Source organism: Streptomyces sp. R33 (genome assembly GCF_041200175.1).
Classification (GTDB): domain Bacteria; phylum Actinomycetota; class Actinomycetes; order Streptomycetales; family Streptomycetaceae; genus Streptomyces; species Streptomyces katrae_B.
The window spans coordinates 5,361,085-5,376,759 of the sequence record NZ_CP165727.1 but is presented as its reverse complement, the minus strand read 5'-3'; the positions used below and the strand labels follow the sequence as shown (position 1 = coordinate 5,376,759).

10 protein-coding genes are annotated in these 15,675 nt (G+C 73.4%); 1 reads left to right on the top strand and 9 read right to left on the bottom strand.

From position 1 onward, the window contains the following. Positions 1-106 precede the first annotated feature (106 nt). From AB5J51_RS24595 to AB5J51_RS24570, 6 genes are all read right to left on the bottom strand, one after another. Positions 107-2,452, bottom strand: coding sequence for a xanthine dehydrogenase family protein molybdopterin-binding subunit (locus AB5J51_RS24595; RefSeq protein ID WP_369778652.1), 2,346 nt, complete (start codon positions 2,450-2,452; stop codon positions 107-109). Continuing rightward, positions 2,449-4,707, bottom strand: a complete 2,259-nt coding sequence (locus tag AB5J51_RS24590) for a 2Fe-2S iron-sulfur cluster-binding protein (RefSeq protein WP_369778651.1) — start codon at positions 4,705-4,707, stop codon at positions 2,449-2,451. Before AB5J51_RS24590 ends, AB5J51_RS24595 begins: the two co-directional genes overlap by 4 nt. Further along, the gene (locus tag AB5J51_RS24585) at positions 4,704-5,606 is read right to left on the bottom strand and encodes a xanthine dehydrogenase family protein subunit M (protein ID WP_107093410.1); all 903 of its coding nucleotides are present in this window, start codon (positions 5,604-5,606) and stop codon (positions 4,704-4,706) included. The genes AB5J51_RS24590 and AB5J51_RS24585 overlap by 4 nt, the downstream gene beginning before the upstream one ends. A 510-nt stretch (positions 5,607-6,116) precedes the next feature. Next, entirely contained in the window at positions 6,117-7,769 is a 1,653-nt protein-coding gene (locus AB5J51_RS24580; protein WP_369778650.1) for a beta-N-acetylhexosaminidase, read from the bottom strand. Positions 7,770-7,969: 200 nt separating this feature from the next. Continuing rightward, complete coding sequence (locus tag AB5J51_RS24575; RefSeq protein WP_030010729.1) at positions 7,970-8,254, bottom strand: DUF3039 domain-containing protein; 285 nt, start codon at positions 8,252-8,254, stop codon at positions 7,970-7,972. 29 nt (positions 8,255-8,283) lie between these two features. Further along, entirely contained in the window at positions 8,284-8,844 is a 561-nt protein-coding gene (locus AB5J51_RS24570) for a YqgE/AlgH family protein (protein ID WP_053784881.1), read from the bottom strand. Between the two features lie 288 nt (positions 8,845-9,132). Between AB5J51_RS24570 and murA the strand changes: the two genes are divergently transcribed. Beyond that, entirely contained in the window at positions 9,133-10,479 is a 1,347-nt protein-coding gene (murA, locus tag AB5J51_RS24565; protein WP_053784882.1) for a UDP-N-acetylglucosamine 1-carboxyvinyltransferase, read from the top strand. Positions 10,480-10,741: 262 nt separating this feature from the next. Here the strand turns inward: murA and AB5J51_RS24560 are convergent, their stop codons facing one another. From AB5J51_RS24560 to AB5J51_RS24550, 3 genes are all read right to left on the bottom strand, one after another. After that, complete coding sequence (locus tag AB5J51_RS24560) at positions 10,742-11,023, bottom strand: HU family DNA-binding protein (RefSeq protein ID WP_030161324.1); 282 nt, start codon at positions 11,021-11,023, stop codon at positions 10,742-10,744. Between the two features lie 392 nt (positions 11,024-11,415). Beyond that, positions 11,416-12,819 (bottom strand): NAD-dependent malic enzyme, encoded by a 1,404-nt coding sequence (locus tag AB5J51_RS24555; protein WP_053784883.1) that lies wholly within the window; start codon positions 12,817-12,819, stop codon positions 11,416-11,418. Positions 12,820-13,262: 443 nt separating this feature from the next. Continuing rightward, positions 13,263-15,569, bottom strand: coding sequence for a UvrD-helicase domain-containing protein (locus tag AB5J51_RS24550; RefSeq protein ID WP_133897904.1), 2,307 nt, complete (start codon positions 15,567-15,569; stop codon positions 13,263-13,265). Positions 15,570-15,675: the final 106 nt, after the last annotated feature.

Here is a 15,675-nt window from a genome sequence, read left to right as displayed (position 1 = left end):
GTTCGCACCCGTTCGCACGCGCGCGTACTACGTCTTACCGATCACTCTAGCGACCGGTTCCGACAGTCCCAAGCTCGGGGTTGCACGTGCAATGGGGGTCACACGGTCATGAGTTGGGCGCCGCGACCGCCGCCGAGGGGCGGATCGGGAGCCTGTTGACCGGGCGGCCCGTGGCCGAACGTACCGCCGAGGCTACCGCCGCCGGGGCCGTGACCACAGGGATCGCACTGGCCGCCTTCGCCCCGAACGGGGCCACCACGTCCCGCTCTTCGACCAGTTTGACGATGCGTACCACCGGGGCGTCCAGCGACGTCGGCAGCGCATAGCCCGTCAGGTCGGGGTGGCGGATCAGGCCCGAGGCCGAGCGGAGGTTCTCCGTCAGCGCCGCGCCCACGCCCTGCGTGACGCCCGCTTCGATACGGGCCTCCAGCTGGCGGGGGTTGAGGATGCGGCCCACGTCCTGGGCCACCGCCAGCTCCACCACCCGTACCGAGCCCAGCTCGATGTCCACGTCCACCACCGCGCGGATCGCGCAGAAGGCCAGGCCCACGAAGGCGTCGCCCTGGCCGTCGCCGTCCAGGGGCTCCGTCGGGTGGGGGCGGCACTGGGCCGTCGCCCAGAGTTCCTTGCCCGCGATGGCTTCCGCGACCGACATCGAGAACGCGCCGTCGTACGACGTGATCCGGCCGTCCTGGATCTGGAGGAGTTCCGTCGACATGCCCAGCTTGTGGGCCATCGGCTGGAGGAGCTGGGTGCGGACCATCTTGGCCGCCCGCTCCACCGCGCCTCCGCTCACCCACGTGTGGCGGCCGTGCGCCGCCGGGCCCGCCGGCGGCTGGTCGGTGTCGACCGGGGCCGTCACCACCTCGTCCACGCCCAGCGTCTCCTGGACGATCTGGCGCGCGAGGGTGGAGAAGCCCTGGCCAGTGTCCACCGCCGCACAGATGACCGTCGCCGAGCCGTTGACGACCTTGACCGTCGCCGTCGAGACCTCGTCCGTTCCCTCCGCGCCGAGCATGTGGACCATGCCCACGCCGTACCCGACCCCGCGCCGCACCGCGCCCGGCTCGCCCGCGCCCTCCGGGCCGCCCGGCAGCAGCCAGTCCTCCTCCGGGGTGTCCTTCGGGAGGGAGGGGAGTTCGTGATCGCGGACCGCGCGCAGGAGTTCGGCCACGGGCGCCGGGCAGGTGACCGTCTGGCCCGTCGGGAGCAGGTCGCCGGTCGCCAGGACGTTGCGCAGGCGCAGTTCCGCGCCGTCGATGCCGAGGGCCGCGGCCAGTTTGTCCATCTGGCCCTCGTACGCGGCGCAGACCTGCATCGCGCCCTCGCCCCGTACGTGGCCCGACGGCGGGTTGTTCGTACGGACCGCCCAGCCTTCCACGAAGGCGTGCGGGACCACGTACGGGCCGCACGCGAACGCCACCGCCGCGGCCAGCGATTCGGAGGACGAGTCCGCGTACGCGCCCGCGTCCATCAGGATCTGGGCCTCGACCTTGACCAGGCGGCCGTCCGCGTCCGCGTGGTGGCGGTAGCGCAGCAGCGTCGGGTGGCGGTGGGTGTGGCCGAGGAAGGACTCCTCGCGGGTCGCGGCCAGCTTCACCGGGTGGCCGGTGCGCAGGGCCAGCAGGCCCAGCGGCAGCTGGAACGCCGCGTCCTCGCGGTCGGCGGTCGCGCCGGGGACGCCGGTCACCACGACCCGCACCCGGTCGGGTTCGAGGCCGAAGCACGCCGCCGCGAGGTCGCGGTCCAGGTGCGGGTCGGTGGAGGCGGTGTAGATCTCCACGCCGCCGTCGGGCCGCGGCACGGCCAGCCCGGCCTCGGCGCCGATGGGCGCGGGGTCCTGGCGGCCGATCCGGTACAGGCCCTCGACGACGACCTCGCCGGTGGCCTCCGGGTCGCCGTAGCGCAGCGGGATGTGCCGGATCAGGTTGCCGTCGGGGTGCAGGGCGGGGGCCCCGAAGGACTGCTCGGGGTCCGTGACCGCGTCGAGCAGCTCGTACTCGACGGCGATCGCGGCGGCCGCGAGGCGGGCGGTGTCCGGGTGGTCGGCGGCGACGGCGGCGATGGGCTCGCCGTGGTGGCGTACGACGTCGTGGGCGAATACGGGCCGGTCGGCGATCCGGCGGCCGTGCGTGGTCGCGCCGGGGACGTCGGCGTGGGTGACGACGGCGCGCACGCCGGGCATGGCGGCGGCCGCGGAGGTGTCGACGGAGAGGATGCGGGCGTGGGCGTGCGGGGAGCGCAGGACGGCGGCCCAGAGCAGGCCCTCGGCCCACAGGTCGGCGGCGTACGGGAAGGTGCCCTCGCTCTTGGCGCGCGTGTCGGCGGCCGGTACGGAGGCTCCGATTCCGCGCGGTACCTCGTGCTCGCCCGCCTCGGGCGGCGCGGCGGCCGAAGCGCTCGTGGAGACCGTTACCGTCGCCGTTGCCGTGGCCGCGTCGTGCCCGCTCACGCCATGCCTCCGTGGTGGTGGATCCCGCCCTCGCCGGGCGGCGCCTGGTGCGGGATGCGCGCCTCCGGGCCGTTCCCGGGACCGGACCCGTGAGCGGCCCCGTTCCCGGCCGCAGCCGCAGGCGCGTCGCCCGCAGCCGTCGCCTCGCGCTCCGCGACGACCTCGCGGACGGCCTCGATGACGCCCTTGTAGCCGGAGCAGCGGCACAGGTTCCCGCACAGGGCCTGCCGGGTCTCCAGCTCGCTGGGGGCGTGGTTGCCCTCCAGCAGGTCGTGGATGGTCATGGCCATGCCGGGCACGCAGAACCCGCACTGCACCGCACCCGACCTGCACAACGCCTGCTGCACGTCCGAAAGTTCCCCGCCGCTGGCGAGCCCCTCCACGGTGCGGACCTCGCTGCTCGCCGCCGTCGCGGCCGGGACCAGGCAGGAGGCCACGAGCCGGCCGTCGACCTGCACCGCGCACGCACCGCATTCGCCCTGCGAGCAGCCGTCCTTGGCGCCGGCGAGGCCGAGGCGCTCGCGCAGCACGTAGAGCAGGGACTCGCCGATCCACGCACCGGTGACGGGCCGGTCGGCGCCGTTGACGCGCAGGACGTAGGAAGCCAGCGGGTGCTCGTGATGGGCGACGGCCTCGGCAGTCGCTCCTTCTTCGTACGTCGGCCCCTCGGACGGAAAACCTCCGGCCGATCCCGCATCCGGCGCTGCCACAGCGCTGTCGGCGGTGTCCGCACCCGGCGCGCCCGCAGCCCCGGCTTCGCCAGAGCCCGAGCCCGGGCCCCCGACCGCCGCGGCCTGCGAAACCCCCCCGGCGGCTTCGCCCAGCCCGCCACCGCCAGCGCCACCAGCACCAGCACCAGCACCAGCACCGAACTCGAAGCCGCGCCCGTCCGTGCCGGCGGGCTCCGCCGTGAACCCGTGCTCACCGTGCTCACCGGCCGGCCCGGGCTCCGCCCCGGCGGCGCCGTGGCCGGATGCCGTGAAACCGTGCCCGTTCGTGTCCCCCGGCTCCGCGAAGCCGCCGGTACCACCCATGCCGTCTGCGCCCGGACCACCCGCGAGGGCGTACTCCGCCGCCGCGACGGCGCTCACCTCGCGCTCCCGCTCCGCGGCCCCGGCCGCGTCGGCAGCCGCAGCCACCGCCGGCAGCTCGGGGGCCTCCGCCCCCGGATGCGGCCGCTCCGCCGTGACCGGCGTCGCCGCCGGGCCGTGGGCGGCCTCTACGTCGTGCGGAGCCGGATGTGCCAGCTCCCCCTCCGGGAGCGTGCCCACGCCGGGCCCGCCCAGCACCCTCGGACCGCGCCCGGGGCCACCGACCCCGGGGCCGCCGAGCCGCCGCAGGCCCGCGCCCGAGGTACCCGCGTCGATCGCGTCCGCACGCGCCTCGGGCAGCACGCCCGAGCTCATCCCGGCACCGGGAAGCGCATCCGGAACGGCACCGGGAACGGCACCCGGAACGGAACCCGCAAGGGCGTCCGGACGCCCGGCTGCCGCCGCCTCGAAGTCGGGGTGGGTCGCCCACGGGGCAGCCGCGCCGCCCGGCAGCGTCGCCGGAGCCTGGCTCCAGTCGGCCTCCAGCCCGCTCCGCCGGAACTCGCCCGTCTCCTCGGGGATTTCCGGAAGGGTCCACTGGCCGGTGGTCACCGGCTCGGAGTCCTGCACGGCCTCCGGGAACCGCCACTCGGCGGTCGCACCGGGATCGTGGCCGGCCTCGGCCGAAGCCGGACCGTGGCCCGCGGCCCGGCCCTGGGCGGCGTGGCCGTGGGCCTGGCCCTGCCCGAGCTCCTGGCCGTGGCCCGAAACCTGCCCCTGGCCCTGCCCCTGATCCGCGAACGCCGCAGCCACCGACGCCGGAATCGGGATCGAGGCCGGGATCGGCCCGCCGACCGGCGCGGGCGCAGCCGCGCCCGCGGCAGCGGAACCGCCGGACCCCGTACCGCCCTGGGGCGTCGTCCCCGCGTCCGGCCACTGGACCGGAATCGTCCACGTCCCCGTGGCCGCCGGATCGGCACTGGCGGAGCCCAGCGGCACGATCATCGGCGGCGGCACGTAGCCGTGGCCGGGTGCCGCGAGCGGCTCACCGGTGCCCAGCGCGTCCAGCATGTCCTGCGGCAGTTTCACGAAGGCCGTCGCGTCGGAGTCGTACTCGCCGCCCTGCGGCACCGGCTCCCAGCCCCAGCCGTCGCCGGTCCGGCCCGCGGGCCCTGCCGGTCCCGCGTCCCCCGTCGTTCCGCTCACGTTCTCGTTCTCACTCATGAGGTCAGCGCCCTCCCCAGGGCCCTCCGTGCCAGTACGGCCACCGTCCGCCGCAGATGCAGTACGCCGGGAGCCACCGGTTCCCCCTGGTCGGGCACGCAGGCGGCCGCGACGTACTCGCCGAAGGCCTCCAGCGCCTCGGGGGCCAGGGTCCGCTCCCCGTCCCAGTCGATCAGCGAGGCCACCCACTGCTCGGCCTCCAGCGGCCGCAGCGGCATCGGGGCGACCGCGCCGATGGCACAGCGCACACCCCGGCGCGCCGGGTCCAGTACGAGCCCCACGGACGCCACGGCGCGCCCCGGCCCCGTACGGCCCGTGGCCTTCAGGAAGACCTGCGGCGCGTGCAGCAGCGGCACCCGTACGAAACCGATCAGCTCGCCGGGCCGCAGCATCTCGCGGCCGGCCAGCAGGTGCGAGACCGGGATCTCCCTGCGCGAGCCGCCCGGGCCGTGGATGACGAGGATCGCCTCCAGCGCGGCCAGTACGGGCAGTGCGTCGCCCGTCGGCGCAGCGGTGGCGATGTTGCCGCCGAGGGTGCCGGCGTTGCGGATCTGCGGCGGCCCGGCGGCGCGCGCGGCCGCGGCCAGCGCGGGGATCAGAGCGGCGAAATCCGGCCGTCCCATCCGCGCGTGGGTGAGCCCGGCGCCGAGCAGGGCGTGCCCGTCCTGGTACTGCCAGCCGCGGATCTCGTTGATCCGGCCCAGGCCCACCAGCGCGGCGGGCCGCAGCAGCCCGGCGTTGACGGCGGCCATGAGGTCGGTGCCGCCGGCGACGGGCACGGCAGCGGGCATGGCGGCGAGCGCCGCCACGGCCTCGTCGAGCGAGGCCGGCAGCGTCACGGACTGCGCCGCCTGCGGCCCCTGAGATGAATGCAGTGCATGCGGTGCGTGCGTGGTCAACCCAGCTGCCCCTTCCCGATGTCCCGGTCCCGGCGCTCACGCCTGTCCGCCGTACGGTACGTGCTCACCGCCGGGACGTGGCAACTCTGGCACATCTTCCCCACCACCCGGCGCGAGGGTCCGGCGGGCGCCCCCTGAAGCTCCCGGCCGTCCGGTTTCCCCCGTATCCACCGAATCAACCGAATCGGAAGTATTCGCCGAATACACCGAAATCGAGCAAGAGTTCCCGACAACCCCCAAGGACGAAGGACGTCCCGGAAGCCGCGAGAGTTCCACAGAAGTCCGAAGGATTCCGAACAGTGCCGAACCGTCCGGAAGGCCGCACACGACGGCCCGCAGCCGCCGACCGCCGCCCACGGCCGGCCGCGGCCCCCTGGACACCCCGCGCGACCACACGAGACCCCCGCAGCCGACGCGCCAGGGGCGTGCGAGGGCACGGCAGGCGCGCGGAAGGGCACGCAACGGCGCGGAACGGTTCCGGCCACCGGTCCCCGCCCGCCCCCACCCGCATCACACGTTCGGGGGCTCCCCTTCGATCGGACGCCCGAGCACCCCGGGCCGCCGCTGCCACGGCAACGGCCCGCCCGGCGGCCGGTAGTCGACGCCCAGCGCGTCCAGCCGCCGGTAGTGGCCGTCCATCCGGGCCTCGAAGCCCGGGTAGTCCCGCTCCGCCGGCTCCGGCAGCCGTGACCACACCACCTCCGCGAAGGCCGCCAGCCGGGGGAACACCTGGTAGTCGACCCGGGCCTGGTTCTCCATCACCTCGGTCCACACGTTGGCCTGCGCGCCCAGCACATGGGCCGCGGCCTGCGCGGACAGCTTCGGCGGCACCGGTTCAAAGCGGTACACGTCCTCCAGCGAACGCACGTACCCGATCGGCACCGGCTCGTCGGGGCCGCCCGCCTGACGGTGGTCCAGGTACACCTGCTGCTCCGGGCACATCACCACGTCGTGCCCGGCCTCGGCGGCGGCGATCCCGCCCGCGTACCCGCGCCACGAGGACACCGCGGCCCCCGGCGCGAGCCCGCCCTCCAGGATCTCGTCCCATCCGATGAGCCGCCGCCCGCGCTCGGCGAGCCAGCCGTCGAAGTGCCGGATGAACCAGGACTGCAGCCCGTCCTCGCCGTCCGCCCCCAACTCCCGGATCCGCTCCTGCGCGAGGGCCGAGGCCCGCCACTGCCCCTTGGGGCACTCGTCGCCGCCCACGTGCACGAACGGCGAGACGTCCGCCGGGAACAGCTCCAGCAGCTCCTCGAAGACCCCCTCGTAGAAGCGCAGTACGGTCTCGGTCGGCGCGAGCACGTTCTCGTTGATCCCCCAGTCGTCCCACACCTCCAGCGCGCCGGTGTCCACGACGTCGGTGTTGCCGAGCTCCGGGTACGCGGCGATCGCGGCCTGAGAGTGCCCCGGTACGTCGATCTCCGGGACCACCCGGACGTGCCGCTCGGCGGCGTACGCGACGATCTCGCGGATGTCGTCCTGCGTGTAGAAGCCGCCGTGCGGGGTCTCGTTCCACAGCGGCGAGGCCCGGTGCCCCCAGCGGCTGCGCGGCCGCCACGCACCGACCCCGGTGAGCCGCGGGTGGCGCTTGATCTCGAGCCGCCAGCCCTGGTCGTCCGTCAGGTGCAGGTGCAGCACGTTGAGCTTGTGCGCGGCGAGCAGGTCGATGTACCGCAGCACCCCGTCCTTCGGCATGAAGTGCCGGGCCACGTCGAGCATCATCCCGCGCCAGCCGAACCGGGGCCCGTCCTGGACGTCTCCCACCGGCAGCCGCCAGCCGCGGCCCGGCGCCGTGGGGGCGCGCCGGCAGGCCTCGGGCCCGAGCAGCTGACGCAGCGTCTGGGCGGCGTAGAAGAGGCCCGCCGGGTCGGCGCCTTCGAGGAGCACCCACCGTTGCGTGACGTGCAGCTCGTACGACTCGGCGCCGACGCTCGTCGCAAGCTCGGGGCGGAGCACCAGCCGGATCACCGCGCGCTCGCCGTACGACTCCCCCGCCGCCGGCGCGGGCAGCTCCCAGCCGGTGGCGGCGCCGAGCTCGCGGCGCAGCCAGCGGGCGGTGCCCCCGGCGCCGGGGCCGACGTCGAGCAGCGGATCGTCCAGCACGCACGTGCCGGCGTCGCGGGCGAATCGCGCGTACCGCGGCTCCGGAATCAAATCGGGCATGGCCTCGGCCCCTCCACCGTCCGGGCGTTGCGCGATGCGCAACGCGCGTTTCGCATGGCGCGTGGCGCCTGCGCTGCGGCCGACCTTAGCCCTGGCCCCGGGCACGGCAAAGGGCGCGGGGACGGCAAAGGCCCCCGGACGCGCACCGGCGCATCGGGGGCCTCGGTCCTGCCGGGCTGGAGCGAAGGACTGCTCGAGGACTACTTGTCCTTGCCGCCCTTGTCCTTGTCCCCGCCGGGACCCATCGACTCGTAGATCTCCTTGCACATGGGGCAGACCGGGTACTTCTTCGGGTCCCGGCCCGGCACCCAGACCTTGCCGCAGAGCGCGACGACGGGGGTCCCGTCGAGGGCGCTCGCCATGATCTTGTCCTTCTGGACGTAGTGGGCGAAGCGCTCGTGGTCGCCGTCGCCGTGGGACACCTGCGGCGTCGGCTCTACGAGGGTCCCCGTACCAGTCCCGCGCTCGGGCTCAAGAGTGCTCATAAAAGCCAGGGTACCGATCCCGCCGCGGGTCAGTTGAGCGACGGGTCGTCCGGATAGGTGGCGACCATCGCGAGCTCGCTGCGCTGGCGGCGCAGCACCGCGCGCCACAGCCTTTCCGGGTCGGGGAACGACACGTCCCCCGGCTCCGACTCGACGACGTACCAGGCGCCGTCACCGAGCTCGACCTCCAGCTGGCCCGGGCCCCAGCCCGAGTATCCGGCGAAGATCCGCAGCGAGCCGAGGGCCGCGGCCAGCAGCTCCGGCGGGGCCTCCAGGTCGACCAGGCCGATCGCCCCGTACACGCGCCGCCATCCGAGTGGCCCCTCCTCGCCCGGGATGACCGCCACCCCGAGGGCCGAGTCCAGGCCCACCGGGCCGCCCTGGAAGACGACCCCCGGATCGCCGGCCAGCGTCGCCCAGGGCAGCAGGATGTCGCCGACGCCCACGGGGGTGGGCCGGTTGAGGACCACGCCGAGCGAGCCCTGTTCGTCGTGGTCGAGCAGGAGCACCACCGCGCGGTCGAAGTTCGGATCCGCGAGGGCGGGGGTGGCCACGAGCAGCCGCCCTGTGAGGGAGGACACCTCGGTCATGCCGACATGATCTCGCACATTCGCCTTTCAGGGGGAGCGGGCGGAGGCATCGGATCGAACGCAGCTCAGGGCGCACCGCAGCAGGAAGGAGCGCGCGGGGCCGGTACGGGCGGAATGCGACACTCCGCCATGGGGTGGGCACTGAGGGTGTTGTGGCTAATTCATGACAGTCCTACGGCCGCGTCGACCTTACGAACAAGGGGGTCGTGCCCCTTACCCTTTTCCCTGGCCCCCTGCCCACCCTCCTCTGGCTTCGCCGGGGGAGCCCCTCTCCGGAACGCGAGATTCATGACCGGCACAGACAGAGACGACGTACTACTTGTCCATGGCGGTACCCCGCTCGAGGGCGAGATCCGTGTCCGCGGTGCGAAGAACCTCGTGCCCAAGGCCATGGTCGCCGCTCTGCTCGGCAGCGGACCCAGCCGGCTCCGCAACGTTCCCGACATCCGCGACGTCCGGGTCGTGCGCGGGCTGCTCCAGCTGCACGGGGTGACCGTGCGCCCCGGCGAGGAGCCGGGCGAGCTGGTGCTCGACCCGACGCACGTCGAGAGCGCGAACGTTGCGGACATCGACGCGCACGCGGGCTCGTCGCGCATCCCGATCCTGTTCTGCGGCCCGCTGCTGCACCGTCTCGGCCACGCCTTCATCCCGGGCCTCGGCGGCTGCGACATCGGCGGCCGGCCGATCGACTTCCACTTCGACGTGCTCCGCCAGTTCGGCGCGACCATCGAGAAGCGCGAGGGCGGCCAGTACCTGGAGGCCCCGCAGCGCCTCCGCGGCTGCAAGATCCGCCTGCCCTACCCCTCGGTCGGCTCGACCGAACAGGTGCTGCTGACGGCCGTCCTGGCCGAGGGCGTCACCGAGCTCAGCAACGCCGCGGTGGAACCGGAGATCGAGGACCTCATCTGCGTCCTGCAGAAGATGGGCGCCATCATCTCCATGGACACCGACCGGACCATCCGGATCACCGGTGTGGACCGTCTCGGCGGCTACAACCACAAGGCGCTCCCGGACCGCCTGGAGGCCGCGTCCTGGGCTTCCGCGGCGCTGGCGACCGGCGGCAACATCTACGTGCGCGGCGCGCAGCAGCGCTCGATGATGACCTTCCTGAACACGTTCCGCCGTGTCGGCGGCGCGTTCGAGATCGACGACGAGGGCATCCGCTTCTGGCACCCGGGCGGCCCGCTCAAGGCGATCGCGCTCGAGACGGACGTGCACCCCGGTTTCCAGACCGACTGGCAGCAGCCGCTGGTGGTGGCCCTGACCCAGGCCGCGGGCCTCTCGATCGTCCACGAGACGGTCTACGAGTCCCGGCTGGGATTCACCTCGGCCCTCAACCAGATGGGTGCACACATCCAGCTGTACCGGGAGTGCCTGGGCGGCAGCGCCTGCCGCTTCGGCCAGCGCAACTTCCTGCACTCGGCGGTCGTCTCCGGCCCGACGAAGCTGCAGGGCGCCGACCTGGTCATCCCCGACCTGCGCGGCGGGTTCTCGTACCTGATCGCGGCTCTGGCCGCCGAGGGCACCTCGCGGGTCCACGGCATCGACCTCATCAACCGCGGCTACGAGAACTTCATGGAGAAGCTCGTGGAGCTGGGAGCCAAGGTCGAGCTCCCGGGCGGCGACCTCGTCTGAGGCGTTTCGCCGGGCGAGTTCGAGGCGGGCGCCCCCGAGGGTGGCGCCCGCACCTCGCGCCGCCGGCCCTGCGGATCCGCGCCGCCGGCTCTGCAGATCGCGCCGCCGGCCCTGCAGAGGCCCGCAGATGCCCCGTCAAGGCCCTGCAAGGGGCCCTGGACAGGCCGAAGGGCGGCCACCCACCCGGGTGGCCGCCCTTCGGCGTTTCTCTGCGTACTGCTGCCGTCCCGAGGGCCTGCGCGGCCCCCGGCACAAGGGCGGACTACTTGCCCTTGGCGGCTTCCTTGAGCTTGGAGCCCGCGGAGACCTTCACGCTGAACCCGGCCGGGATCTGGATGGGGTCGCCGGTCTGCGGGTTGCGCGCGGTGCGAGCGGCACGGTGGGTGCGCTCGAAGGTCAGGAAGCCGGGGATGGTGACCTTCTCGTCGCCCTTGGCGACAATCTCGCCGACGGTCTCGGCGAGCGCGGCCAGAACGGCGTCGGCGTCCTTGCGGGTCACCTCGGCGCGCTCGGACAGAGCGGCCACCAGCTCACTGCGGTTCATGTTGTACTCCCGTGTTCAACTTGCCTTAGAGGCGTGAGATCGAAGCCGATGCTGCCAGGGCCCTCGGACAGTCCCCGGACCCGGGTCTGAACGTCAGACCCTCTCGCCCGGTTACGCATCCTGCCCCCACCAGCGGCGGGAAAGCCAATCCGGCACCCGCCAGGGTCACACGAAAAGCGCCACAGTCACGCCGCGGTGACGCTCCGTCCGCACTTGGTGGATGCGGACCGCGGACCTCGCGGGCATCCCCGCAACCCTAGAGGCGGCCCGGCGGGCCCGCATCTCGCGACGCGCCGGGATCGGGAAGCCGTGAGGGCCGTCACAGCGGCCCTCACGCCCCGCGCCGGAGCCCGTCGGGCCCTGGCCGGGACCCGCTTCGACCGGACCCTGCGTCAGGTCGCCGAGGCGGCCTTGCGGACGGCTCCGGCGACCGCGCCGGCCACCTTGTCGTTGAAGACCGACGGGATGATGTAGTTCGCGTTCAGCTCGTCCTCGCCGACGACGTCCGCCAGCGCGCTCGCCGCGGCCAGCATCATGTCCGTGTTCACCGTGCGGGACTGGGCGTCCAGAAGGCCGCGGAAGACACCCGGGAAGACCAGCACGTTGTTGATCTGGTTCGGGAAGTCGGAGCGGCCGGTGGCCACGACGGCGGCGGTCTGGCGCGCGACGGCCGGGTCCACCTCGGGGTCCGGGTTCGCGAGCGCGAACACGATCGCGCCTTCCGCCATGGCGGCAACGTCCTCGCCGGACAGCACGTTGGGGGCCGAGACGCCGACGAACACGTCCGCGCCGACCACGGCCTCCTTCAGAGTGCCCGTGTAGCCCTCGGGGTTGGTGTTGTCGGCGATCCAGCGCAGCGGGGAGTCGGCGTCCGCGTCGACCAGGTCGGGGCGGTCCGCGTGCACGACACCGTGGATGTCGGCGCTGACGACGTTCTTGACGCCGGCCGCGAGGAGCAGCTTGAGGATGGCCGTACCGGCCGCGCCGGCGCCCGACATGACGACCTTGACGTCGCCAACTGCCTTGCCCACCACGCGAAGTGCGTTGGTGAGGGCGGCGAGGACGACGATGGCGGTGCCGTGCTGGTCGTCGTGGAAGACGGGGATGTCGAGGGCCTCGCGCAGGCGGGCCTCGATCTCGAAGCAGCGCGGCGCGGAGATGTCCTCGAGGTTGATGCCGGCGAAGCCCGGGGCGATCGCCTTGACGATGGAGACGATCTCGTCGGTGTCCTGGGTGTCCAGGCAGATCGGCCACGCGTCGATGCCGGCGAACCGCTTGAAGAGGGCCGCCTTGCCCTCCATGACGGGCAGTGCGGCCATGGGGCCGATGTTGCCGAGGCCCAGGACGGCGGAGCCGTCCGTCACGACTGCGACGGAGTTGCGCTTGATGGTGAGGCGGCGCGCGTCCTCGGGGTTCTCGGCGATGGCCATGCACACGCGGGCGACGCCGGGGGTGTAGATCATCGAGAGGTCGTCGCGGTTGCGGATGGGGTGCTTGGACGCCATCTCGATCTTGCCGCCGAGGTGCATCAGGAAGGTTCGGTCGGAGACCTTGCCGAGGCTGACGCCCTCGATCCCCCGGAGCTTGCCGACGATCTCGTCGGCGTGCGCGGTGGAGGTCGCGGCGATGGTGACGTCGATACGGAGCTTCTCGTGACCGGAGGCGGTCACGTCGAGGCCGGTGACCGATCCGCCGGAAGACTCCACGGCGGTGGTGAGCTGGGAGACCGCGGTTCCGCTCGCGGGCACTTCCAGGCGGACCGTCATCGAGTACGAGACGCTGGGCGCCGTTGCCATGGCCGTGTTCCTCTGTTCTGTCCCTGGTTCTTCTGTACGCACAGGGTCCCGCTGCACGCCGGGTGCGGCAGGACCTGTTGTCCGATCGTCCCACCTACCAGCCAGTACAAGGTAACCAGCTACAAATTTCGGAAAGACACTTCCACCATACGAGATTGTCGGGATGCGGGGAAGCGTAGCCGCGTACGAAAAAGGTCCGCGCCCCTCGGTGACCGAGGGGCGCGGACCTGTGTGAACGTCTATGACACCGACCCGCCATGCTCGCCTCGCGGCAAGTGGTCGCTCTAAGCGACGAAGGTTGGGCCCGGGGGCTTGGATCGAGTCGGTGCCGTACCCAGGCTAACAAAGGATCGCCGGAAGCGATCCCCCTCCAGGGGCTTGACCTCGCCCGACCACGCCGTTGGCTGCGAGCCATCCGGTCGTACGGGGCGGGTTCGGCAGGACTACGGCCTCAGCAGCGCGGGGACGCCCGCCTCGTCGGGCTCGTCGCGGCCCGTCGAGACCACCGTCAGCTGCTGCGTCGCGCGGGTCAGGGCCACGTACAGGACGCGCAGGCCCGCCGGGGACTCGTCCCCGATCTCCGCAGGGGAGACGACCACCGTGGCGTCGTACTCCAGGCCCTTCGCCTCGAGGCTGCCGAGCGCCACCGCCCGCTCCCCCAGGTCCGCCAGCCAGCCCGCGGCCTCCGCGCGCCGGTCCATGGCCACCACCACGCCGACCGTGCCGTCCACCTGCTCCAGCAGCCGCCGGGTCTCCTCCCGGACCGCCGCGCCCAGATCGGCCCCGGCAGCCGTGAAGCGGGGCTCCAGGCCCGTGGAGCGGACCGCCGTCGGCGGCTCCATGCCCGGCATCGCCAGCCGCAGCACCCGGGCCGCGACCTCCGCGACCTCCGCCGGGTTGCGGTAGTTCACGGTCAGGGTGAACCGCCGGCGCGGCCGGGACCCCAGGGCCTCGTCCCGCGCGGCCGCCGCCTCGTCCGGGTCCGTCCACGAGGACTGCGCCGGGTCGCCGACCACCGTCCAGGTGCCGTGCCGGCCGCGGCGGCCCACCATCCGCCACTGCATCGGCGTCAGGTCCTGCGCCTCGTCGACGATCACGTGCGCGTACTCGGTGCGCTCCGCCGCGATCCGCTCCGCCCGCTCCCACTGGGTCTCCTCGCGGGTCGGCATCAGCTCCTCCAGCCCGCTGAGCTGGTCCAGCGGGTCGAGCTGCCGCTTGCGCCTGGGCCGGGCCGGCGCGCCGAGCAGCAGCTGGAGCTCGTCCAGCAGCGCCACGTCGTGCACCGACAGCGGGCCCTTGCCGTCCGGGCCCACCCGGCGCAGCGAACGCGCCAGCTGGCGGGTCTCGCGCGGGTTCAGGACCCGCCTCGACCAGCGGCCGAGCCGGCGCTCGTCAGCCATCGCGGCCAGCACCCCGCGCGGGGTCAGCTCGGGCCACCAGGCGTTGAGGAAGTCGATGAACGCGTCCTCGGTGGAGATGTCCTCGTCGAACGCGGAGCGCAGCTCGGCGGCGAGTTCGGGATCGCTGTGCCGGCCGGCCCCGCCCGAGCGCGCGTACAGGGCGTCGAGGAGCAGCTTGCGGGCGCGCGGGCGCAGCAGGTTCACCGGCGCGGTGCCGCTGAGCACGTTCTGCCGGATCCGGTTCAGCTCGTCGGCCTCCAGCTCCTGGCGCCGCCCGAAGGCCACGACGCGCAGCCGCTCGGGCGCGTCCCCGAGTTCCAGTGCGCCCCGTACGGCCTTGTGGAGCACCTTGCGCATGCGGGAGGAGCCCTTGATGCGGGCCACGGCCGGTTCGTCGTACGTCGTCGCCTCCGCGCCGTCGACCAGCGAGCCGAGCGCCCGGATGGCGACCTGGCCCTCCTCGCCGAGGGAGGGCAGCACGCCCTCGGTGTACGCGACGAGCAGCGGGGTCGGCGAGACGATCAGGATGCCGCCAGAGTAGCGGCGCCGGTCCTGGTAGAGCAGGTAGGCGGCGCGGTGCAGGGCGACGGCGGTCTTGCCGGTGCCCGGCCCGCCCGCGACCTCGGCGACCGAGGCGGCGGGGGCCCGGATCACCATGTCCTGCTCGGCCTGGATGGAGGAGACGATGTCCCGCATCGAGTGCGTACGGGCCCGCCCGAGCGCGGCCATCAGGGCGCCGTCGCCGATGGCGGGCAGCTCCCGGCCGTCGAGGAACGCGGTGATCTCGGGGCGCATCAGGTCGTCCTCGACGCCGAGCACCTTGCGGCCCTTGGAGCGGATGACGCGGCGCCGCACGACCCGGCCGGGGTCCTTGGGCGTGGAGCGGTAGAACGGCGCGGCGGCCGGCGCGCGCCAGTCGATGACCAGCGGCGCGTAGTCGGCGTCGAGCACGCCGATGCGCCCGATGTGGAGCGTCTCGGCGATGTCGGCGGTGAGGTCCTCGCGGATCGCGTCGTCGGCGGGCTGGACGGAGGTGTACGCGCCGTCGGGCCCGCGCTCCCCGTCCTTGCCGAGGACGAGATCGATCCGCCCGAAGAGGAAGTCCTCGAACTCGTTGTTCAGCCGGTTCAGGTGGATACCTGCCCGGAAGACCTGCGCGTCGCGCTCGGCGAGCGCGCCGGGCGTGCCGACCTGACCGCGCTTGGCCGCGTCGTTCATCAGGAACTCGGCCTCGTCGATTTTCTCCTCGAGGCGGCGGTACACCTGGTCCAGATGCGTCTGCTCGACCGCGATCTCCCGATCGCGGACGGAATCCGCCGTGCTGTCGACAGCGGCATTCTGCGCGGCCACCAAGGCCCCCTTCTGACGTGCATGGGCGACCGTCAACCGTACGCGAATCCGCACCCGGTCCGCACGCCCGTTCCGGTGACCGGGCGAAGATCACTGCCCGGGCGCC